Source organism: Streptomyces sp. NPDC023541 (genome assembly GCF_055559995.1).
Genome location: NZ_JBVHJO010000002.1, coordinates 693232 through 712681, shown reverse-complemented (window position 1 = coordinate 712681; position 19450 = coordinate 693232). Strand labels below are relative to the sequence as shown.

Here is a 19450-nt window from a genome sequence, read left to right as displayed (position 1 = left end):
TCATGCGCCAAGGGCGTCGGCCCTGAGAAATGGGCCGAGGAGAACCAGGTGACGACGTATGACGACCGAGCGAGCCTCGCGGATCTGACCAGCACGGCGGAGCGGGTCCGCCGGTCGGTCGAGAGCGTGATCGAGGGCAAGCCCGAGGTCGTTCGCCTCGCGCTGACCGTGCTCCTCGCCGAGGGGCACCTGCTGATCGAGGACGTGCCCGGCGTGGGCAAGACGATGCTCGCGAAGACGCTGGCCAAGTCCATCGACTGCTCGGTGCAGCGCATCCAGTTCACGCCGGACCTGCTGCCGTCCGACATCACGGGCGTCAGCATCTACGACCAGCAGCGCCGCGAGTTCGAGTTCAAGCCGGGCGCGATCTTCGCGCAGATCGTCATCGGCGACGAGATCAACCGCGCCTCGCCGAAGACCCAGTCCGCGCTGCTGGAGTCGATGGAGGAACGCCAGGTCACCATCGACGGCACCACCTACACGCTGCCCAGCCCCTTCATGGTCGTCGCCACCCAGAACCCGGTGGAGATGGAGGGCACCTACCCGCTGCCCGAAGCCCAGCGCGACCGCTTCATGGCCCGCGTGTCCGTCGGCTACCCCAGCCCCGAGGCCGAGCTCCAGATGCTCGACGTGCACGGCGGGGTCAACCCGCTCGACGACCTCCAGTCCGTCGCGCACGCCCACGACATCGTCAAGCTCATAGAGGCCGTGCGCGAGGTCTACGTCGCCGAGCCCGTCCGGCGCTACGTCGTCGACCTGGTCTCCGCCACCCGCAGCCACCCCGACCTGCGGCTGGGCGCCTCCCCCCGGGCCACCCTGCACCTCCTGCGCGCCGTCAAGGCCTCCGCCGCGCTCGCCGGCCGGGACTACGTCCTGCCCGACGACGTCCAATCGCTGGCCGCGCCGGTCCTCGCGCACCGGCTGCTGCCCACCGCACAGGCCCAGCTGAACCGGCGCACCTCCGAGCAGGTCGTCGGCGAGATCCTCCAGCGCACCCCCGTACCGGCCGCGCACGCCCGCGGCGAGATGCCGCCCGGCGCCGGCGCCCGGAGCTTCTGATGGGCGCCGGTGCCCCGCGCGGCGCCGGCGGCCCGGGAGACGGCGGCGGACTGCGCGCCTCGCTGTCCGGGCTGACCACCCGCGGCCGTTCCTTCGTGGCCGCCGGGATCGCCGCTGCCGTGTGCGCCTACGTCCTCGGCCAGGGCGCACTGCTGCGCGTCGGCCTGCTGCTCGCCCTCCTGCCGCTGCTGTGCGTCTACGCCCTGCACCGCACCCGTTACCGGGTCTCCGGCAGCCGCCGGCTGACCCCCGGGCGGGTGCCCGCCGGCGCCGAGGCCCGGGTGCAGCTGCGCATGGACAACGTCTCCCGGCTGCCCACCGGCCTGCTGATGCTCCAGGACCGGGTGCCCTACGTACTGGGCCCGCGCCCGCGGTTCGTCCTGGACCGGGTCGAGCCCGGCGGCCGCCGCGAGGTGTCCTACCGGGTCCGCTCCGACCTGCGCGGCCGCTACCCGCTGGGCCCGCTCCAGCTGCGGCTGACCGACCCCTTCGGGCTGGTCGAGCTGACCCGCTCCTTCAGCGCCTACGACACCCTCACCGTCATACCGCGCACCGAGCCCCTCCCCCCGGTCCGGCTGACCGGCGAGTCCAACGGCTACGGCGACGGCAGCCGCCGCTCCCTGGCCCTGGCCGGCGACGACGACGTGATCCCGCGCGGCTACCGGCGGGGCGACGACCTGCGCCGCGTGCACTGGCGCTCCACCGCCCGCTACGGCGAGCTGATGGTCCGCCGCGAGGAACAGCCCCAGCGCAGCAGGGCCACCGTCCTGCTCGACACCCGCCGCCTCGCCTTCGACGGCGCGGGACCCGACTCCGCCTTCGAATGGGCCGTCTCCGCGGCCGCCTCCAGCCTCGTGCACGTCCTGGAACAGGGCTTCTCCACGCGGCTGCTCACCGACACCGGGAGCTCGGTGCCCGGCGAGGGCGGCGGCGGGTTCTCCGCCGGCGGGCACGAGTCCGCGGAGGCCGCCGGGCTGATGATGGACACCCTCGCCGTGGTCGGGCACTCCGACGGCGCCGGGCTCTCCCGCGCCTACGACGCGGTGCGCGGCGGCGGCGGCTTCGGCGAAGGCGGCGGCGACGGGCTCCTCATCGCCTTCTTCGGCGACCTGGACGACGTACAGACCGAACTGGCGGCCAAGATGCGCCAGCGCACCTCGGGCGCGGTGGCCTTCGTACTGGACACCGGGGCCTGGGGCGGACGGCCCGAGCCCGGACACGACGTGGTCCCGCTGGAGGAGCGGCTGCGCAGGCTGCGCGACGCGGGCTGGACGGCGCTGGCCGCCACGCCCGGGGCGGCCTTCGGCGAGCTGTGGCGCCAGGCCGGGGCCGGACGCGTCGGTACGGGGACGAGCGGAGGCCGGGAATGAGCGGACGGGCGAAACTGACGGTGTTCGCGGCGCTCGCGACGCTGCTCACCGCGTGGTCACTGAGCCCGCTGGTGGAGTCGCAGGCCTGGCTGCTCCAGGGCGCGCTGCTGCTGGCCGTGCAGAGCGCGGTGGGCGCGGGCGCCCGGCGGGTGCCGCTGGCGCGTTCGCTGACCGTGGCCGCGCAGCTGCTGGTGTCGCTGCTGCTGCTCGCGCTGCTCTTCGCCGGCAAGGTCGAGTCCACCGGCAGCGGGCCGCTGGCCTACTTCGTGACGGACTTCGGCTCGCTGTTCGCGCAGGGCGTCCACGACGTCGGCGAGTTCGCGATACCGGCACCGCTGACGGACGGCATCCAGCTGCTGCTGGTGTCCGGGGTGCTGCTGATCGGCCTGCTCGTGGACCTGCTGGCGGTGACCGCGCGCACAGCGGCCGCGGCCGGGCTGCCGCTGCTCGCGCTGTACTCGGTCGCCGCGGGCCTGTCGGGCGGCGGGGAGGCCTCGTGGGTCTCCTTCCTGATGGCGGGCTGCGGCTACCTGATGCTGCTGCTGTGCGAGGGCCGCGACCGGCTCGCCCAGTGGGGGCGGGTCTTCGGAGCGGCACCGCGCGGAAGCGGCGCGGCCGACTCCGGTCTCAGCCCCGGCGGCGGCCGGGCGACGGCTCCGGTGCGGTTCGGCCGGCGCGTCGGCGCCATGGCGCTGGGCCTCGCCCTGGTGGTGCCGGCGGCGCTACCCGCCCTCGGCGAGGGGCTGCTCGGCGGTCCCGAGGACGGCGAGGGCAGCGGCGGGTCCGGCGGCACGATCTCGGCGGTCAACCCGCTGGTCTCCCTGCAGAGCAACCTGAACGCGCAGGACAACCGTGTGGTGCTCAGGTACCGGACGGACAACCCGCAGCAGAGCGAGCAGTACCTGCGCATCCTGGCCCTCGACGAGTTCAACGGCGCCAAGTGGGAGGCGTCGGGGCGGGCCCTGACCGACGTGCCGCAGCAGCTGCCCGCCCCGCCGGGTCTCGGTGACCAGGTCCGCCTCGGGGCGACCGAGGTGACCACGAACATCACGGCGTCGGACCGCTACAGCCAGCGCTACCTCCCCCTGCCGTACCCGGCGACCGCGGTGGACGTCCGCGGCAAGTGGCGCTTCGAGCCGGTCGGCCGGACCCTGGTCGGCGACCAGCTGGGCAGGGACAAGTACCAGACCGTCCAGGGCGCCGAGTACAACGTGCGCAGCCTGCTGCTGAAGCCGACCGCGCAGCAGCTGCAGAAGGCCCCGGCGCCGGACCCGGCGATCCGCGAGGAGTACACGAAGGTCCCGGACAACCTGCCGCCGGTGGTCGCCGAGACGGCCCGCCAGGTGACGCAGGGGACGAAGGACGACTACTCGCGCGCGGTGAAGCTGCAGGACTTCTTCGCCGTGAGCGGCGGGTTCCGCTACGACACGCAGACCGCCTCGGGGACGGGGCCGCAGGCCGTGGCCCGGTTCCTCGCCGACAAGGAGGGCTTCTGCATCCACTTCGCGTTCTCGATGGCGGCGATGTCCCGCACGCTGGGCATCCCGGCGCGCGTCGCGGTGGGCTTCACTCCCGGGGAGAGGCAGTCGGACGGCGTCGTGAACGTGTCGATGCGCGACGCCCACGCCTGGCCCGAGCTGTACTTCCAGGGCGTGGGCTGGACCCGGTTCGAGCCGACGCCCCGGTCGGGCCTCAACGTCCCGGACTACTCCCGCACGCAGGCTCCGGCGGCCCAGCCGTCCGCGCCGGCGCCGCTGCCCTCGCAGGGCGCGGTGCTGCCGGCTCCGGCGCCGTCGGCGTCCGTCGAGTGCCCGCCGGCGCTGAAGAAGCTCGGTGAGTGCGGGCCGACCGCACCGCAGCAGAGCGCGGCCCGGGACGGCGGACCGTCCCTGGCGGCGGTCCTCGGCTGGGCGGCGGCCGTCGCCGCGGTGCTGGGCCTGCCCCTGCTCCCGCTGCTGTGGCGCAGCCGGCTGCGGGCCCGGCGCCTGGGGACCGGGGAGGTGCCGGCGGCCTGGCAGGAGCTGGCCGACGCCGCCTGGGACGTGGGCGTGGCCCCGGACGAGGCGCTGTCCCCGCGCCGGGCCGCGAGCCGGATCGTGGACCTGGGCCAACTGGAAGCGGACGCCGCCGCGGCGGTGCACCGGGTGGCGGGCGCGGTGGAACGGGCCCTGTACGCGCCGCCGGGCGCGGAGGTCTCGTACGCGGGCCTGGCGGACGACGTACTCCAGGGCCGGGCGGGCCTGCTGGCCGCGGCGGACCGCCTGCCCCGGCTGCGGGCGCTGCTGCTGCCGCGCTCGGCGGCCCGGATCTCCTGGGCGGTCTCGGCCCGCTGGTCGGTTCTGGCCGGGGCGGCCTCGGCCCGCCTCACGGCCCTCCGGCTCCGCCTCCCGCTCCGGGGCCGCGGCTAGGGCGTGCCTGTCGGATCTTGTCGGCCGAGCCCGCGTTGTCCGGTGCCGGGCAGCGCGGGCCCGGCAGGATCCGGAGGAAGGCGAGGGGGTGTGGGGGCAGAGCCCCCGCAACGGCGCCGCGCCCAGCGCACCACCTGCAAAACCCGCGGACGCGAAAACGCGGAGCCCCCGCAACGCCGCCCTGCCCGGCGCGCCACCTGCCGGACCCCGGACGCGAGAACGCGGCGAGGCCCGATCCCCCCGGGCCCCGCCGCGTCCGCGCTTTTCCCACCGGGTCCCCCGTACCTCCTCCCGGTTCCGGAAGGAGGTACCCGGTCCGCTCCGCAGCCCCGTGTCGGCGGTGCGGACCGGGTCTCCTGTCCGTTGCTCCCAGTCTGGCGTCCACGCAGGTGGGAGCCCATCCGCGCGCGTACTCATTTCCGCGGCTAGGTACGGGTACTCAGCGGCCGCGGCGGGCCCCACCAGTTGTACGGCCTGACGCGCCCGCGCGGCACCGCCGACTGGGGGGTGCCGTGCGGTTCAGCGGTTTCCGCTGACCCGGCCGCGCAGCAGCAGCGACAGCGCCGAATGCACGTCGTCGAGGGACCGCTCCCGCTGGAAGGACTGCCAGTCCAGGGCGGCCACCAGGACCATCCCCACCATCGCGGCCGCGGTGAGCGGCACGTCGATCTCGGAGCTGAGCTCCCCCCGCTCGACGCCCTCGCGCAGCACCTTCTCCACGACGGCCACCGCCTCCTGGCGGACCACCATCAGGGTGGACTGCCAGGTGCGGTTGGTGCGCCACAGTTCGGCGACGTACAGCTGGGTGAAGGCGGGGTAGCGGTCGATGAAGACGAGGCCCGCCCGGATCATGGCGTCGAGCGCCTCGACCCGGCTGCCGCCGCGCGCCTCGGTCTCCTCGGCCGCCGTTCGCAGCGATGCCGTCAGCAGGCCGACGCCGTGCCGGAGCAGTTCCTCGAAGAGCTCGTTCTTGCTCGCGAAGTTGTAGTAGACGGTGCCCTTCGCCACGCCCGCCCGCTCGGCGATCTCATCGACCGTGGTCGCTGAGAAGCCCTTCTCGGCGATCAGGGTGACGGCCGCTTCGTAGAGCTTCTGCCGGGTGGCCCGACGACGGCCCCCGCCGGTACCCGTACCGGTGCTGCTGCTGTCCATGGCGCTGATTGTCACAGGTCAACACATCCCTACAGGGTCAGTTCCGGGTGCAGTCGGTCCATGGTCCACACCTGCTTGCCGCGGGCGGCCAGCGCGGTCAGTGCGAGGGCTCCGACCGTGAAGGCCATCAGGACCACGCTGCCCTGCCAGACCGGGGTGAGGTCGCCGCCGGTGATGAGGTGGCGCAGGCTCTCCACGACGTAGGACATCGGCAGGTAGGGGTGGACGGCGTTGAAGAAGTCCGGACTGGTCTGGACGGGGTAGGTGCCGCCGGCCGAGGTCAGCTGGAGCATCAGGACGGCGAGGACGAGGATCCGCCCGGCCGCGCCGAACTTGGCGTTGAGCCACTGGATGATCGCCGCGAAGCAGCCGGTGACCAGCAGCAGGAAGCCGATGGTGAGGGCCGGGTGGGCCATCTTCAGGCCGAGGTCCGGGGCCCAGTGCAGGACGGACATCAGCAGTGCGACCTGGGCGGCGCCGATCCCCATGACGGGCAGCCAGCCGGCGAGGGCGATCCGCCAGGGCGAGGCGCCGGCGGACAGGGCCCGCTTGTTCATCGGGGTGATCAGCATGTAGGCGACCATCGCGCCGACCCAGAGGGACAGCGGGATGAAGTAGGGCGCGAAGCCGGTGCCGTAGTTGGGCGCCTTGTGCAGGGACTGGTTGGCGAGCTTGATCGGGTCGGCCATGACCTCGGTGCGGGCGTCCCGCTGCTGCTGGTCGTAGTCGGGGATCTTGCCCACGCCCTCGTGCAGGCCGCCGGCGAGCTCGCCGGTGCCGTCGACGAGCTTGTACATGCCTCCGTCGAGGCGGTGGGCGCCGTCGCCGAGCTTGCCGACGCCGTCGCTGAGGGCGCCGGAGCCGGTGGTGGCGGTGCCGAGGCCGGTGTGCAGCTCGGCCATGCCGGTGGCGACCTTGTGGGCACCGGTGTTGAGGGCGTTGACCTTGGCGACGGCCGCGTCGAGGTCCGCGGCGAGGTGGGGGGCCTTGTCGGCGAGGTCGCGCGCCTTGTTCTCCAGGTCGGTCAGCTGGGTGCGGAGCTTGGACACGTCGCCGTTGGCGTTCTTGACCAGGGCGCTGACGTCACCGCTGAGTTCGGCGGCCTCCGCCATGTCGTCCCGGACCTTCTTCAGGTCGGGGCAGGAGGCGAGGTGCGGTTCGCCGCCGGGGGTGACGCAGTGCTTGGTGTAGTAGGCGTCGGCGCCGGTGGAGGCGCGCTTGGCGGCGGCCGCGGCGGCCGGGGCCTTCTCGGCGAACTTGTCGAGGTGGTTGTTGACCACCTTCGCGCTGTCGGCGACCAGTTCGGCGGTGGCCGCGAGGCTCTTGGGGTCCTTGACGAAGGGGCGGGCCTTGTCGGCCGCGCCGTTGACCTTGTCGGCGACGAGCTGGGTGCCGTTCGCGACGTCCCTCGTGCCGGTCTCCAGCTTGGCTGCGCCCGAGTTGAGCTTCTTCAGGCCGTTGGCCAGCTCGCCGCTCTTCTCCCCGGCGGTGTCGAGGCCGTCGGCGAGCTCCTTGGCGCCCTCCTGGGCCTTGCCCGCCCCGTCCTTGAGCTTGTCGGCGCCGTCGGCGGCCTCGGCGGTCTTGTCGTGCAGGTCGGAGAAGCTGACGAAGATCTTGTCGAGGAAACCGCGGGAGGCGTTGGCGGACGCCGCCGAGCGGACCTCGGAGAAGACGGTGCGCGAGATGGAGCCGACGACGTAGTTGTTGGCGTCGTTGGTGCGGACCTGGAGGGCACCGGTGGTGGGGTCGTCGCCCGAGCTGGAGGCGATCTTCTCGCTGAAGTCGGCCGGCATGGTCAGGGTCAGGTAGTAGGTGCCGTCCTCCAGGCCCTTGGCCGCCTTCTCGGGGCTCACCTCCCGCCAGTCGAAGGTCCTGCTGTCGCGGAGCTTCTTGGTGATCTCGCCGCCCGCGTCCAGGTGCTTGCCGTCGACGCTCGCGCCCCGGTCGGAGTTGACGAGGGCGACGGGCACCTTGTCGAGGCGGCTGTACGGGTCCCAGAAGGACCAGAGGTAGAGGGCTCCGTAGAGCAGTGGCAGCAGGAGCAGCGCGACGAGGGCGGCCCGGGGCAGCTTTCCCCGCCCGAACCGCTTCAGCTCAAGCGCGGCCAGCTTCGGCGAGCGCATCGTCCGCCCCCTTCGTGTCGACGTTTTCGGTGTCGGTGTCGGTGTCGGTATCGGTGTCGTTTCCGGTGCCGGAGCCGTCGTCGGTGCCGTCGGCCGCGTCGGCGGGGGCATCGGCGTCCTTCTCCGGGTCCGCCTCGACGTCCTCTTCGGCTCCCTTGCCGGCCTCGGCGTCGTCCTTCGCCCCCTTGCCCCACGTGATCTTCGGGGTGTCGGCGGCGGGCCTCTTCGGCTTCTCCTCCGGTGCCCCGTCGTCCGCCTTCGGGCCGGTCCGCAGGACCACGGCGTCGGCGGGGGCTTCGCTGCACACCGCGAGGACGGTGGTCCCCCGGGCGGCGATCGAGCGCAGCAGGGTCCAGACCTCGCCGCGTTCGGGGTCCGAGAGCTTGAGGTCGAGGTCGTCCAGGGCGAGCAGCCGCGGGGAGCCGAGCAGGGCGATGGCCACCGACAGCCGTACGGACTCCAGCCGTTCCAGGTCCCGGACGGTGGTGCGCTCGGCCTTGGGCAGTGTGGCGAGGTCCAGTCCGGCGGCGTCGAGGGCGGCCTCGATCCGGGCGGAGGCGGCGGTGCGGCGCTCGGCCCGGGGCCGCAGCAGGGAGCGGATCGGGGCGTCGTAGTGGCGCTGGAGCAGGGCGCCCTCGCGCAGCTGCTCGGCGACGGTGAGGGACTGGTCGAGGTCGTTGACCCCGGGGACCGGGCCGAGGGCGGCGATCCGGCGGACCGCGGCCATCTTCTTCGGCAGCCGGTGGGGGCCGACCTCGGCGTGGCCCTCGGTGGGTTTCATCCGCCCGGTGAGGGCAAGGAGCAGGCAGGTCCGGCCGCTGCCGGAGGGGCCTTCGACCGCGATGAGCGAGCCGGGCGCCGCGTCGAGGCCGAGTCCCCGGAAGGCCCAGCCGCGCGGGCCCTTGAGTCCGAAGTCCTCGGCCTTGACGGCCGCGCCGTGCGGGCTGTCCACGCCGTCCCCCTTCTTTTTGAACTGACCGGTCAGTTCAAAAACTACCACCTCATGCCGCACCAGGCGTGCAGGAGGGGGTAGTTGCTCTGCATATGACGGCAAAAGCGCAGGTCAGGGCGATTGTCAGTGGGGGCCGTCACGATGGGGGCAACGCACAACGCATCGACAGGAGGTTCGTCATGGCCACACCGTCCCCGTCCCCTGTCCACCCCGTCCTGCGGAAGTCGGCGGCCCCTCCGGCCGCCCTCGACCTCCTCGCCAAGGCCCACAGCGGCCTGGCCGAGGCCGCCCGGCTGACCCGGCCCAACGAGCGCTACGCGACGGCCCACCTCTCCGCACTGCGCACCGCCGCGGCCGTGCTCGCGGCGCGCGGGCGCCCCGAGCCGGCCAACCCGCGGCGGCGGCCCCGGATCCGCAGCGCGTGGGAGGTGCTGCCGGAGCTGGCACCGGAGCTGGCCGAGTGGAGCGCCCTCTTCGCCTCCGGCGCCGCCCGCCGGGCCCGGGCCGAGGCGGGGATACCGGACGCGGCGAGCGCCCGGGACGCGGACGACCTGCTGCGCGCCGCCTCGATGTTCCTGCGCCTGGTGGAGCGGATGCTCGCCGTACGGGTGCCCGCCCAGAGCCCGGCCCAGACCTTGCCCCAGCCACGGCCGGAGCGTCCGGACGCGGGATGACCTGCCCGGCTGCGGAAGGCAATAGGGTGGGGCACTGACCGCTCACCCTTACCGCGCCGAGGAGCCATCAGCCGTGTCGGACACTTCCCGCCCCCGTGCCTCCCTCCGCACCGCCGTGGTGTGGGAGGTCCTCAAGGAGGCGCTCGACCGCCGGGTGAAGGCGACCGGACGGGACGTGCTGGACGTGCTCGACACCGGCGGCGGCACCGGCAAGTTCGCCGTGCCGGTGGCCCACCTGGGCCACCGGGTCACCGTGGTCGACCCCAGCCCCAACGCCCTGTTCGGGCTGGAGCGCCGGGTGGCCGAGGCCGGCGTCGCCGACCTGGTCCGCGGCGTCCAGGGTGACGCCCAAGGCCTGTTGGACGTGGTGGAGCGGGAGGCGTACGACGTGGTGCTCTGCCACGGCGTCCTTGAGTACGTGGACGACCCGGCCGAGGGCGTGGCCAACGCGGTGGCGGCCCTGCGCCCCGGCGGCACGCTCAGCCTGCTGGCCGCCGGCCTCGGCGGGGCCGTACTCGCCCGCGCCCTGGCCGGGCACTTCACGGAGGCCCGTACCGCCCTCGGCGACCCGGCCGGCCGCTGGGGCTCCGGCGACCCGGTGCCGCGCCGCTTCACCGCCGAGCAGCTCTCCGAGCTGGTCGGGGAGGCCGGCCTGGCGGTCGGCGCGGTGCACGGCGTGCGGATCTTCGCCGACCTCGTCCCGGGCGTCCTGGTGGACACCGAGCCGGGCGCGGTGGAGGCGCTGCTGCGTCTGGAGGAGGCCGCGGCGGAGCTGCCCGCCTTCCACGCGGTGGCCACGCAACTGCACGTCCTGGGCGAGAAGCAGGTCTGAACTGCGCTCTTGCGCGCACGGAGTCTGCCGCCGACCCTCCGCTTCGCCGGTCCGCCCCGTATGATCGGGAGCAGTGACCGGCATGGCGATCGGGCCATTGGGGAATAACGGCCTCAGTGACCGCTCCCGCGGCGGTACGGTTTTCACGCAGTGGCGTTACGGCTGTGTCTTTCTGTGCTTTGTCATTTTGGAACGTGTGTAGAGGGCGGGTGTCACGGGGGCGATTCCCCGCCTATCCTGAAGGGGACCCCTGGTCGCTACCCCCGCGACCGACGGATGAGGAGGACTCCCGTGCCGCTCTCGGAGCACGAGCAGCGAATGCTCGAGCAGATGGAGCGAGCGCTGTACGCCGAAGACCCCAAGTTCGCGACAGCGCTTGAGGGCAGCGGGCTGCGTACGTACACCCGGCGACGGGTCTACCAGGCAGTCGCAGGCATTGTGGTGGGTATCGCGCTCCTCATGACCGGTGTGATCATTCCGAACGTGCTCTGGATCAGCGTGGTGGGCTTCCTCGTCATGCTGGGATGTACGGTCCTGGTGGTCACCGGTTGGCGCAAGGCACCCAAGCCCGGCGAGCAGCCCGTCTCCGGAAGTACCGGCGGTTCGGCCCGCGGCCACAACCGGCAGCGTCGGTCGATGATGAACCGCATCGAGGATCGGTGGCAGCGCCGGCGTGACGAGCAGGGGCAGTAGCCCCGGACCACGTGAGTGAGGGGACGGCCGCCACCGTGCGACCGTCCCCTCACTGTTGTGCGCCGGCCTGCGGTCCACGGGTGTCCCCGTACGGCATGATGATCCGATGAGTGTGCTCCCCCTGGTCTTCACCAGCGGCTGGGCCAGCGGGATCAACGCTTACGCCGTGGTCCTCCTGCTCGGCATCTTCGGCCGTACCGGCCTGACCGACGAGGTCCCCGCGTCGCTCCAGCGCCCGGACGTTCTGATCGTCGCCGCCGTGCTGTTCCTGTGCGAGGCGGTCGCCGACAAGATCCCGTACGTCGACTCGATATGGGACACCGTCCACACCGTGATCCGCCCGGTGGCAGGTGCGGTGATCGGCGCCCTGCTGGCCGGTCAGAGCGGCTCGCTCTCCGACATCACCGCCGGGGCCGTCGGCGGCACCACGGCGCTGGCCAGCCATTTCGTGAAGGCCGGCACGCGGATGGCGATCAACACCTCGCCCGAGCCGTTCACCAACGTGGCAATGAGCATCGCCGAGGACCTCGGTGTGGCGGGCCTGGTCACCTTCGCGATGTTCCATCCGCTCGCCGCCGCGATCATCGCGGGCTCCCTGCTGGTCGTCGGGCTGGCCATACTCTTCTTCCTCTGGAGCCGGATCCGCCGTTTCCTGCGCCGGCGCGCCCAGCGCCGCGAGGAGAAGCGGCTGGCCACGGAGGCCCGTCAGGCCACCGGGGCCCCACCCCGCTGACCGCGGGCGCCCGCACGGGGCCATAGGCTCGCCCGCATGGCACGAATTGCGGTGATCGGCGCCGGCATGGGCGCGATGGCGACGGCGGCCCGGCTGGCCGTGGCGGGGCACCAGGTGACGGTGTACGAGCGGAGCGCGACCTACGGCGGGGCCGTCGGCCGGTACGAGCGCGAGGGCTTCGCCTTCGACACCGGGCCCGGGCTGCTGCACCTCCCCGCCGTCTACCGCGACCTCTTCGTGAAGACCGGCAAGCGGCCGCTGGAGGAGTGCGTCGACATGGCGCAGGCCGACCCGGCCGTCCGCCACGTCCTGCCCGGCCACGGCATCGACGTCACCCTGCCCGGCGCCTCGCACGGCGGTGTCGCCGCCGCCCTCGACGGCGCGTTCGGCCAGGGTGCCGGTGAGCGCTGGCACGGGGTGCTGGGCCGTGCCCGCGATGCCTGGGACGCCACCCGCCGCCCGCTGCTGGAGGAGCCCCTGCGGGACGGGGCCCGGCAGGCGCTGGGCGGCGACCCGTACCCGGCCCTGCGGCGCAGCGGCCTGCTCCGCCGCCGTACGCCGACCCTCGCCGAGGTGGCCGGGCGGGAGCTGGGCGGTCCCCTGGCGCAGGTGCTGACCGGAGTGGTCCGCGGCTACGGCCTCGACCCCGCCACGGCTCCCGGCTCGGCGGCCGTGCTCCCGTACATGGAGCAGACCTTCGGCAGCTGGTACGTGAGCGGCGGGATGCGGGCACTGGCCACCGCCGTGTACGAGCGCTGCCTGGAGCGGAAGGTCGCCTTCGTCTTCGGGGCGGAGGTCCGCGAGGTCCTGGTCCGGGGCGGCCGGGCGGCCGGCCTGCTGCTGGCCGACGGAACGGAGGCGGCCGCCGACTCCGTCGTCTGCGGGATCGACCCGCGGCGGCTGCCGGCCGGTTCGCTCCCGTGGCCCGCCGGCGCCGTACCGGCCCGCGGGGACGGCGTGCCCGGCCGGATCACGCTGCTGCTCGCGCTGCGCGGGGCCCGTCCGGCGGGGACCGTCCACCGCACCCTCGTGCACGCCGCCGGGGCGCAGGTCACCGTCATGCGGCCGGACGATCCCGCCACGCGGCCCGACGCGGAGCACGAGGCGGTCACCGTGAGCGCCGTCCACGGCCCGGGGACCTCGGAGCCCGGGGAGCTGCTGAACCTCGCTGAGAAGGCCGTACAGGGCCTGCGGGAGCGGCTGTTGTGGCAGGAGGTGCGCACCCCGGCCGACATCGAGGCGGCCACCGGTGCATTGGGCGGCGCGGTGCCCCCGCCCGCCCTCGCGGGCGCGGGGGGCCGGCTGCTCTATCCGGCCAACTCCACGGCCGTGCCCGGGTTGTACCTGGCGGGCGGCTGGGCCCACCCCGGCGGCGGGCTCGCGCACGCCGGGATGACCGGGGCCCTGGTGGCCGGCCTGATCGTGGAGGGTGCGGGCTTCCGCGGCTCCCAGTGACCCGGCCCCGGACCCTGACCCCGCTCTGACCCCGCCCTGACCCCGACCCCGACCCCGGCCGGCTCAGTAGCGGTACTGCTCGTACTCCCCCTGCTGGGGGTACGGGTACTGCTGCGGCGGCTGCCCGCCCTGCTCGTCCGACGGGTACGGCTGGCCGCCCCCGTCGGTGGACCTCTGCTGCGGGACCCAGACGCCGCCCGGCGGGGTGTCGGTGGAGTACTGCTGCTGCCCGTAGTCGGCGTACGGGGCGTAGTCGTAGGGCTGGGGCGGGACGACGCCTCCGCCGGTTCCGATGTACGGGTCCGAGTAGGCGGCGTAGACCTGCTGCTGCTCGCCCGTCGGGTAGCCGCCGGAGTAGTCGTAACCGCCCTGGTTGTGCTGGTCGTAGTACGCCGCGTACTGGTGGCCGTCCTGCTCGGCGGTGGTGAACGGCGAGGCGAAGGCCGCCGTCTGGCCGACCTCCGGGGCAGGCGTCGAGAAGCTCTGTATCCCGTAGGACCCGGTGTCCTCGGGCACCGGCTGCGGGCTGTAGACCTCTTCGGCCGCGGCCCGCAACGGCCGCTCGTCCGCGGCCCCGTCGGCGTCCCCGTACTCCAGGGCGGTGACCTGGAGCGCCGGTTCCGGCGTCGCGGTCCTTCCCCTGCGGCGCCTGGCCTGCCGTACGGGCTCCCCGCCGCGGCGCAGCGCCCAGCCGGCGACGAAGCCCTTGCGGAAGGAGAGCGTCACCAGGGTCTGGCCCACGGCGAACGCGGCGGCGCCGGCGCCGATGACCGGCACCGAGGGCAGTATCACCCCGGCGACCACGCCGAGGAAGCCGGCGAAGGCGAGCAGGCGCCAGCGGAGCCGGGCCTTGTACTGCATCAGTACCTCGGCAAGCAGCCACAACGCGACGATTCCGAACGCGATGTAGAGGACCGTCATACCCATGCAAGGCCCCTCTCGGTACGGCCGTCACACGGGTACGGCCGGTCAGGCCCGCTGGTGCAGGCCCAGGTTCTCGTAGATCTCGAGAGTCGCCGTGGAATTGTTCAGCGTGATGAAGTGCAGTCCCGGTACACCTTCGGACAGCAGCCGCGCGCAGAACTCCGTGGCGAACTCGATGCCAATGGAGCGTACAGCGGCCGGGTCGTCCTTGACGGCGAGCATGCGCTCTTTCACGTCCGCGGGGAAGACAGCGGTGCTGAGCTGGGGCAGTCGGTCGAGCTGCTTGATGCCCACAACAGGCATGACCTCGGGGATGATCGGGGTCTCGCAGCCCGCCTTCTCGACGCTGTCGCGCAGCCTCAGATAATTCTCGGGATCGAAGAACATCTGGGTGATCGCATAGTCCGCGCCCGCACGGCACTTGTCCACGAAGTGCCGGATGTCCGTATCCCAGTCGGTCGATCGCGGGTGCATCTCGGGGAACGCCGCGACGCCGACGCAGAAGTCTCCGGACTCCTTGAGCAGCCGCACCAGGTCGGCGGCGTAGTGCACGCCCTCGGGGTGGGCCACCCAGTCGGCCATCGGGTCGCCCGGCGGGTCGCCGCGCAGGGCGAGCATGTTGCGGATCCCGGCGTCGGCGAACTGGCCGATGACGTGGCGCAGTTCGGCGATGGAGTGGTCCACGGCGGTGAGGTGCGCGACCGGGGTCAGCGTGGTGTCCGCGGCGATCTCCTGGGTGGCCTTGACGGTGCCGCCGCGGGTGGAGCCGCCGGCTCCGTAGGTCACGGAGACGAAGCTCGGGGATACCGCCTCGACCCGGCGGAGGGCGTTCCAGAGGTTGCGTTCGCCCTTCTCGGTCTTCGGGGCCCAGAACTCGAAGGAGTACGAGCGCCCGGACGCGAGGAGGTCGCGGACCGTGTGTGCACGGTCCGACCAGGTGGAAGCGGTACCAGAGGCCATGTGGGCAGGTTAGACGCGGCCCGGCGCTCCCCGAAGCGGCGTCCGCCTTTTGGACACGTTTTTGGACACCTGGGCTTCCGCCTCTGGCTCGAAGGGGCCTGTACGGACTATGCGGCGCGGAATGCCACCGGTCGTCGGCTGTCCGGGCGGACGGGACCGGAGGGCTCAGCCGAGCCGGGCCCGGACGCGCTTGGCGAGGTCGGCGGCGGCCGCACCGGGGTCGGAGGCCTCGGTGAGCGCGCGGACGACCACGACGCGGGTGGCGCCTGCGTCCAGCACCTCGTCCAGGTTCGTGGCGTCGATGCCGCCGATGGCGAACCAGGGCCGGTCCTGCTCCAGGGAGGCCGCGTAGCGGACCAGGTCCAGGCCGGGGGCGTGGCGGCCGGGCTTGGTGGGGGTGGGCCAGCAGGGCCCGGTGCAGAAGTAGTCCACGCCCGCTTCGGCTACGGCCGCGGCGACCTCGTCCTCCGCGTGGCAGGAGCGGCCGACGAGGACCCGGCCGCCGAGGATGGCGCGGGCGGCGGGGACCGGGATGTCGCCCTGTCCGAGGTGCAGGACGTCGGAGCCGATGGCGTGGGCGACGTCGGCACGGTCGTTGACGGCGAGGAGCTTGCCGTGGCGGCGTGCGGCCTCGGCGAAGACCTGGAGGTGTTCGAGCTCCTCGCCCGCCTCCATGCCCTTGTCGCGGAGCTGGACGATGTCCACGCCCCCGGCGAGCACGGCGTCGAGGAACTCGGGCAGGTCACCCTGGCGCTTGCGGGCGTCCGTGCACAGGTAGAGCCGGGCATCGGACAGCTGCATGGGTGTACCCCCCGTGATGGAGGCGGTGTACGGGCGCGGGGCCCGTACACCGCGGTGGAGCCGGCTACTGCGGATCAGGTCAGAGGGCGAGCGCCTGAGCGCGGCGCTTCACCTCCGTGCCGCGATTCTCGCTCAGCGCCTGGGCGGGGGTGCCGGGCAGGGTCGGGTCGGCGGTGAAGAGCCACTCCAGGATCTCCTCGTCGGAGAAGCCGTCGTCGCGCAGGACGGTCAGCAGGCCGACGAGGCCCTTGACCACCTTGTCGCCGTCGATGAAGGGGGCCGGAACCTGCAGGGCCCTGTTCTCGCCCCGGCGAACGGCGATGAGCTGCCCTTCCTTGACCATCTGGCGGACCCGCGTCACCTCGACGTCCAGCATCTCCGCGATGTCGGGGAGGTACAGCCAGTCGGGGACGAGGGAATCGATCTTTGCGTCAATCTCGGTCACAGGCCAAGCCTGCCACCTCCCACCGACAGCCGGTACCCGGGGCGGACCGTCCGTGGCGCGCCCCCGGGGCCGGTGTCTACGCCGTGGCCGATTTCAGCGGGGTGCCGGGGTCCGCGACCTTCGCCGGGTCGACCGGGACGCCCGTCTCGATCAGCTTGCGGCCCTGCGCCAGGTCCCGGGGCCGGCCGACCGCGAGGACCGCGACCAGGGCGCCGTCGCGCAGCCAGCACACCGACCAGGCCTCCTGGGCCGGGTCCCCGCGCCGGACCAGGGTGTCGGCCCCGCCGTGGTGGCCGGCGTACTGCACGAAGCGCCCGAACTGCTCGGACCAGAAGTACGGCACCGGGTCGTAGACCGCGGTGGGCTCCCCGGCCAGGATGTTCGCCGCGACCGCCCTCGGGCCCTGGAGCGCGTTGTCCCAGTGGTGCACGAGCAGCCGCGCCCCGAACCGCCCGGACGGGAAGGAGGCGCAGTCGCCGACCGCGTACACCCCCGGCAGGGAGGTCGTCAGGTGCGCGTCGGCGGTGACCGAGCCGTCGGTTCCGCGTTCCACGCCGGACCCGGCCAGCCATCCGGTGGCGGGACGGGCGCCGATGCCCACGACCACCGCGTCGGCGGGCAGGGCGCGCCCGTCGGCCAGGAGGACCCGCCCCTCCTCGACGCCGGCCACCTTCGCGCCGGTGATCAGCTCGGCGCCGGCCTGCCCGTACCAGCGCGACATCGGCTCGGAGACCTCGGCGGGCAGGGCGCCCGCCAGCACCCGGTCCGCCGCCTCGACGACGGTCACCGCGCAGCCGGCCTCGCGGGCGGCGGTGGCGAACTCGGCGCCGATCCAGCCCGCGCCGACGACCACGACCCGGGAGGCGGCCGCCAGGACGGGGCGCAGCCGCGCCGCGTCGTCCAGAGTGCGCAGCAGGTGTACGCCCGGGACGCCCCCGGCGCCGGGCAGGGGCAGCGGCTGCGCGCCGGTGGCCAGCACGAGGACCTCGTAGGGGACCGGTCCCGCCTCGGTGTCCAGCTCGTGGTCGGCGGCCCGCAGTCCGGTGACCTCCGTCCCGAGGCGGAGCCCGATGCCCAGGGCTTCGAAGTCCACGTCGAAGGCGGAGTCCTCGGCCTTGCCGAGCAGCACCGCCTTGGACAGCGGGGGCCGGTCGTAGGGCTGGTGCGGTTCGGCTCCCAGCAGGGTCACGGGGCCCGCGAAGCCCTGCTCGCGCAGGGCGACCGCGGTCTGCACCCCGGCCATTCCGGCGCCGACGATCACGACGCCGCGCTGATTCTGTTCCGTCTGCTCACTCACGCGGCCACCCTAGTCATCTGACGCTCCGTCAGGAACAGGTGCCGCCTTACCCGCCGTCCACGGCCGGGATAGTCTGGCCACCGTACCTATCGCGGGAGTCCGGCGCACCGGGCTGAGAGGGAGGCTGGCCGGCCTCCGACCGTACGAACCTGATCCGGGTCATGCCGGCGAAGGGAGGGGCTGGACGCCCATGCACTCATCTGGAGAGGGATCCGGCCGGGGATCCGACGTCCTCGTCATCGGGGGCGGGATCATCGGCCTGGTCACAGCCTGGCGGGCGGCGGAGCGCGGCCTGCGCACCGTACTCGCCGACCCGGCACCCGGCGGCGGCGCCGCCCAGGTCGCGGCCGGGATGCTCGCCCCGGTCACCGAACTGCACTACGGCGAGGAAGCCCTCCTCGGCCTCGGCCTCGCCTCCGCCGAACGCTATCCGCGCTTCGCCGCCGACCTCGCCGAAGCCGCCGGCGGCCTGGACATCGGCTACCGCGCCTGCGGCACCCTCGCCGTCGCCCTCGACGCCGACGACCGCCTCCACCTGCGCGAACTCCACGCCCTCCAGCGCCGCTGCGGCCTGGAGTCCGAATGGCTCACCGGCCGCGAATGCCGCCGTCTGGAGCCCATGCTCGCCCCCGGCGTACGCGGCGGCCTGCGCGTCGACGGCGACCACCAGGTCGACCCGCGCCGGCTCGCCGCCGCCCTGCTCGCCGCCTGCGAAGGCGCCGGAGTGACCGTCCACCGGGCGGGCGCCGAGCAGCTGCTCACCACCGCGGACCGGGCCACGGGCGCCCTCCTCGACGACGGTACGCAGCTGCGCGCCGACCAGGTCGTCCTGGCCGCGGGCTCGCTCAGCGGCAGACTGGCGGGCGTACCCGCCGAGGTGCTGCCCCCCGTACGGCCGGTCAAGGGACAGGTACTGCGGCTCACCGTGCCCGCCGCGTACGCCCCCTTCCTCTCCCGCACCGTACGGGCGGTCGTGCGCGGCAGCCACGTCTACCTCGTGCCCCGCGAGAACGGCGAACTCGTCATCGGCGCCACCAGCGAGGAGCTCGGCTGGGACACCACCGTGACCGCGGGCGGGGTCTACGAACTCCTGCGCGACGCCCACGAACTGGTACCCGGCATCACCGAACTCCCGCTGACCGAGACCCGGGCGGGACTGCGCCCCGGATCACCCGACAACGCCCCGCTGCTGGGCCCGACCGACCTGCCCGGCCTGCACCTGGCCACCGGGCACTACCGCAACGGGGTGCTGCTGACCCCGCTCACCGGCGAGGTGATGGCCGAACTGCTGGTCACCGGCGAACTGCCCGGGATCGCGCGCCCCTTCACCCCCCGCCGCTTCTCCGCCGCACGTCAGGAGTCGTACGCATGACCATCTCCGTCAACGGCGAGCCGCGCGATGTCGCGGCCGGCACCACGCTCGACACCGTCGTCGCCACCCTGACCGCGGCCCCCTCCGGAGTGGCCGCCGCACTCAACGAGACCGTGGTCCCGCGCGGGCAGTGGCCGGCCACCCCCGTGGGCGACGGCGACCGCGTGGAGATCCTCACCGCGGTCCAGGGGGGCTGACCG

General features: G+C 73.6%; 18 protein-coding genes and 1 riboswitch. Of the genes, 10 read left to right on the top strand and 8 right to left on the bottom strand.

Annotated features, from left to right (window positions below; translation table 11 throughout):
• The first annotated feature begins 48 nt into the window (after positions 1-48).
• The 3 genes from ACZ3X1_RS07280 to ACZ3X1_RS07270 are packed head-to-tail and all read left to right on the top strand — an operon-like array spanning position 49 to position 4837.
• Positions 49-1059, top strand: coding sequence for an AAA family ATPase (locus ACZ3X1_RS07280; RefSeq protein ID WP_356813087.1), 1011 nt, complete (start codon positions 49-51; stop codon positions 1057-1059).
• On the top strand, positions 1059-2429 hold the full coding sequence (locus tag ACZ3X1_RS07275; protein ID WP_467277449.1) for a DUF58 domain-containing protein: 1371 nt from the start codon (positions 1059-1061) through the stop codon (positions 2427-2429). Before ACZ3X1_RS07280 ends, ACZ3X1_RS07275 begins: the two co-directional genes overlap by 1 nt.
• Complete coding sequence (locus ACZ3X1_RS07270; protein WP_467277446.1) at positions 2426-4837, top strand: transglutaminase TgpA family protein; 2412 nt, start codon at positions 2426-2428, stop codon at positions 4835-4837. Before ACZ3X1_RS07275 ends, ACZ3X1_RS07270 begins: the two co-directional genes overlap by 4 nt.
• Positions 4838-5356: 519 nt before the next feature.
• On the opposite strand, the gene ACZ3X1_RS07265 is transcribed toward ACZ3X1_RS07270, so the two are convergent.
• Genes ACZ3X1_RS07265 through ACZ3X1_RS07255 form a run of 3 tightly spaced genes read right to left on the bottom strand, consistent with a single transcriptional unit; the run spans position 5357 to position 9064 of the window.
• Positions 5357-5989, bottom strand: coding sequence for a TetR/AcrR family transcriptional regulator (locus tag ACZ3X1_RS07265; protein ID WP_356813084.1), 633 nt, complete (start codon positions 5987-5989; stop codon positions 5357-5359).
• A 29-nt stretch (positions 5990-6018) separates the two neighbouring features.
• Positions 6019-8112 carry a YhgE/Pip family protein gene (locus ACZ3X1_RS07260; RefSeq protein ID WP_467277440.1) on the bottom strand — a complete coding sequence of 698 codons (2094 nt, stop codon included), beginning with the start codon at positions 8110-8112 and terminating at the stop codon, positions 6019-6021.
• Complete coding sequence (locus ACZ3X1_RS07255; RefSeq protein WP_467277438.1) at positions 8084-9064, bottom strand: ATP-binding cassette domain-containing protein; 981 nt, start codon at positions 9062-9064, stop codon at positions 8084-8086. Before ACZ3X1_RS07255 ends, ACZ3X1_RS07260 begins: the two co-directional genes overlap by 29 nt.
• A gap of 179 nt (positions 9065-9243) precedes the next feature.
• Here ACZ3X1_RS07255 and ACZ3X1_RS07250 point away from each other — a divergent pair, with 179 nt between their 5' ends.
• From ACZ3X1_RS07250 to ACZ3X1_RS07230, 5 genes are all read left to right on the top strand, one after another.
• On the top strand, positions 9244-9738 hold the full coding sequence (locus tag ACZ3X1_RS07250) for an SAV_6107 family HEPN domain-containing protein (RefSeq protein ID WP_362631169.1): 495 nt from the start codon (positions 9244-9246) through the stop codon (positions 9736-9738).
• Positions 9739-9811: 73 nt separating this feature from the next.
• Complete coding sequence (locus ACZ3X1_RS07245) at positions 9812-10570, top strand: methyltransferase (RefSeq protein ID WP_362631171.1); 759 nt, start codon at positions 9812-9814, stop codon at positions 10568-10570.
• 291 nt (positions 10571-10861) lie between these two features.
• The gene (locus ACZ3X1_RS07240) at positions 10862-11263 is read left to right on the top strand and encodes a DUF3040 domain-containing protein (RefSeq protein WP_030663992.1); all 402 of its coding nucleotides are present in this window, start codon (positions 10862-10864) and stop codon (positions 11261-11263) included.
• 106 nt (positions 11264-11369) lie between these two features.
• Positions 11370-11996, top strand: coding sequence for a DUF4126 domain-containing protein (locus ACZ3X1_RS07235; RefSeq protein WP_356813078.1), 627 nt, complete (start codon positions 11370-11372; stop codon positions 11994-11996).
• 36 nt (positions 11997-12032) lie between these two features.
• Positions 12033-13451, top strand: coding sequence for a phytoene desaturase family protein (locus ACZ3X1_RS07230; RefSeq protein WP_467277434.1), 1419 nt, complete (start codon positions 12033-12035; stop codon positions 13449-13451).
• Between the two features lie 63 nt (positions 13452-13514).
• On the opposite strand, the gene ACZ3X1_RS07225 is transcribed toward ACZ3X1_RS07230, so the two are convergent.
• The 5 genes from ACZ3X1_RS07225 to ACZ3X1_RS07205 all read right to left on the bottom strand — a co-directional run bounded on the left by ACZ3X1_RS07225 (position 13515) and on the right by ACZ3X1_RS07205 (position 17878).
• Positions 13515-14378 carry a hypothetical protein gene (locus ACZ3X1_RS07225; protein ID WP_362631177.1) on the bottom strand — a complete coding sequence of 288 codons (864 nt, stop codon included), beginning with the start codon at positions 14376-14378 and terminating at the stop codon, positions 13515-13517.
• A gap of 42 nt (positions 14379-14420) precedes the next feature.
• Positions 14421-15335 (bottom strand): methylenetetrahydrofolate reductase [NAD(P)H], encoded by a 915-nt coding sequence (gene metF, locus ACZ3X1_RS07220; protein ID WP_030832763.1) that lies wholly within the window; start codon positions 15333-15335, stop codon positions 14421-14423.
• Positions 15336-15500: 165 nt separating this feature from the next.
• Positions 15501-16136: a thiamine phosphate synthase gene (gene thiE / locus ACZ3X1_RS07215; protein ID WP_356813075.1), complete on the bottom strand. Its 636-nt coding sequence runs from the start codon at positions 16134-16136 to the stop codon at positions 15501-15503.
• Between the two features lie 79 nt (positions 16137-16215).
• Positions 16216-16581: an Rv2175c family DNA-binding protein gene (locus ACZ3X1_RS07210; RefSeq protein ID WP_030663974.1), complete on the bottom strand. Its 366-nt coding sequence runs from the start codon at positions 16579-16581 to the stop codon at positions 16216-16218.
• Between the two features lie 76 nt (positions 16582-16657).
• A complete protein-coding gene (locus ACZ3X1_RS07205; protein ID WP_467277430.1) occupies positions 16658-17878 on the bottom strand; it encodes an NAD(P)/FAD-dependent oxidoreductase in 1221 nt (406 codons plus the stop codon).
• 81 nt (positions 17879-17959) lie between these two features.
• Positions 17960-18071: riboswitch (TPP riboswitch) on the top strand.
• On the opposite strand from ACZ3X1_RS07205, the gene thiO reads away from it, so the two are divergent.
• Positions 18069-19250, top strand: coding sequence for a glycine oxidase ThiO (gene thiO, locus ACZ3X1_RS07200; protein ID WP_362631184.1), 1182 nt, complete (start codon positions 18069-18071; stop codon positions 19248-19250). Its footprint overlaps the riboswitch before it by 3 nt.
• Positions 19247-19447 (top strand): sulfur carrier protein ThiS, encoded by a 201-nt coding sequence (gene thiS, locus ACZ3X1_RS07195; RefSeq protein WP_356813072.1) that lies wholly within the window; start codon positions 19247-19249, stop codon positions 19445-19447. Before thiO ends, thiS begins: the two co-directional genes overlap by 4 nt.
• Positions 19448-19450 lie beyond the last annotated feature (3 nt).

What these genes read in the sequence shown, in the direction of transcription:
- ACZ3X1_RS07250 (WP_362631169.1), top strand. Translation starts at nt 9,244, where the DNA reads ATGGCCACACCGTCCCCGTCCCCTGTCCACCCCGTCCTGCGGAAGTCG.
- ACZ3X1_RS07275 (WP_467277449.1), top strand. Translation starts at nt 1,059, where the DNA reads ATGGGCGCCGGTGCCCCGCGCGGCGCCGGCGGCCCGGGAGACGGCGGC.
- ACZ3X1_RS07270 (WP_467277446.1), top strand. Translation starts at nt 2,426, where the DNA reads ATGAGCGGACGGGCGAAACTGACGGTGTTCGCGGCGCTCGCGACGCTG.
- thiE (WP_356813075.1), bottom strand. Translation starts at nt 16,136, where the DNA reads ATGCAGCTGTCCGATGCCCGGCTCTACCTGTGCACGGACGCCCGCAAG.
- ACZ3X1_RS07235 (WP_356813078.1), top strand. Translation starts at nt 11,370, where the DNA reads ATGAGTGTGCTCCCCCTGGTCTTCACCAGCGGCTGGGCCAGCGGGATC.
- ACZ3X1_RS07265 (WP_356813084.1), bottom strand. Translation starts at nt 5,989, where the DNA reads ATGGACAGCAGCAGCACCGGTACGGGTACCGGCGGGGGCCGTCGTCGG.
- metF (WP_030832763.1), bottom strand. Translation starts at nt 15,335, where the DNA reads ATGGCCTCTGGTACCGCTTCCACCTGGTCGGACCGTGCACACACGGTC.
- ACZ3X1_RS07230 (WP_467277434.1), top strand. Translation starts at nt 12,033, where the DNA reads ATGGCACGAATTGCGGTGATCGGCGCCGGCATGGGCGCGATGGCGACG.
- thiS (WP_356813072.1), top strand. Translation starts at nt 19,247, where the DNA reads ATGACCATCTCCGTCAACGGCGAGCCGCGCGATGTCGCGGCCGGCACC.
- ACZ3X1_RS07260 (WP_467277440.1), bottom strand. Translation starts at nt 8,112, where the DNA reads ATGCGCTCGCCGAAGCTGGCCGCGCTTGAGCTGAAGCGGTTCGGGCGG.
- thiO (WP_362631184.1), top strand. Translation starts at nt 18,069, where the DNA reads ATGCACTCATCTGGAGAGGGATCCGGCCGGGGATCCGACGTCCTCGTC.
- ACZ3X1_RS07225 (WP_362631177.1), bottom strand. Translation starts at nt 14,378, where the DNA reads ATGGGTATGACGGTCCTCTACATCGCGTTCGGAATCGTCGCGTTGTGG.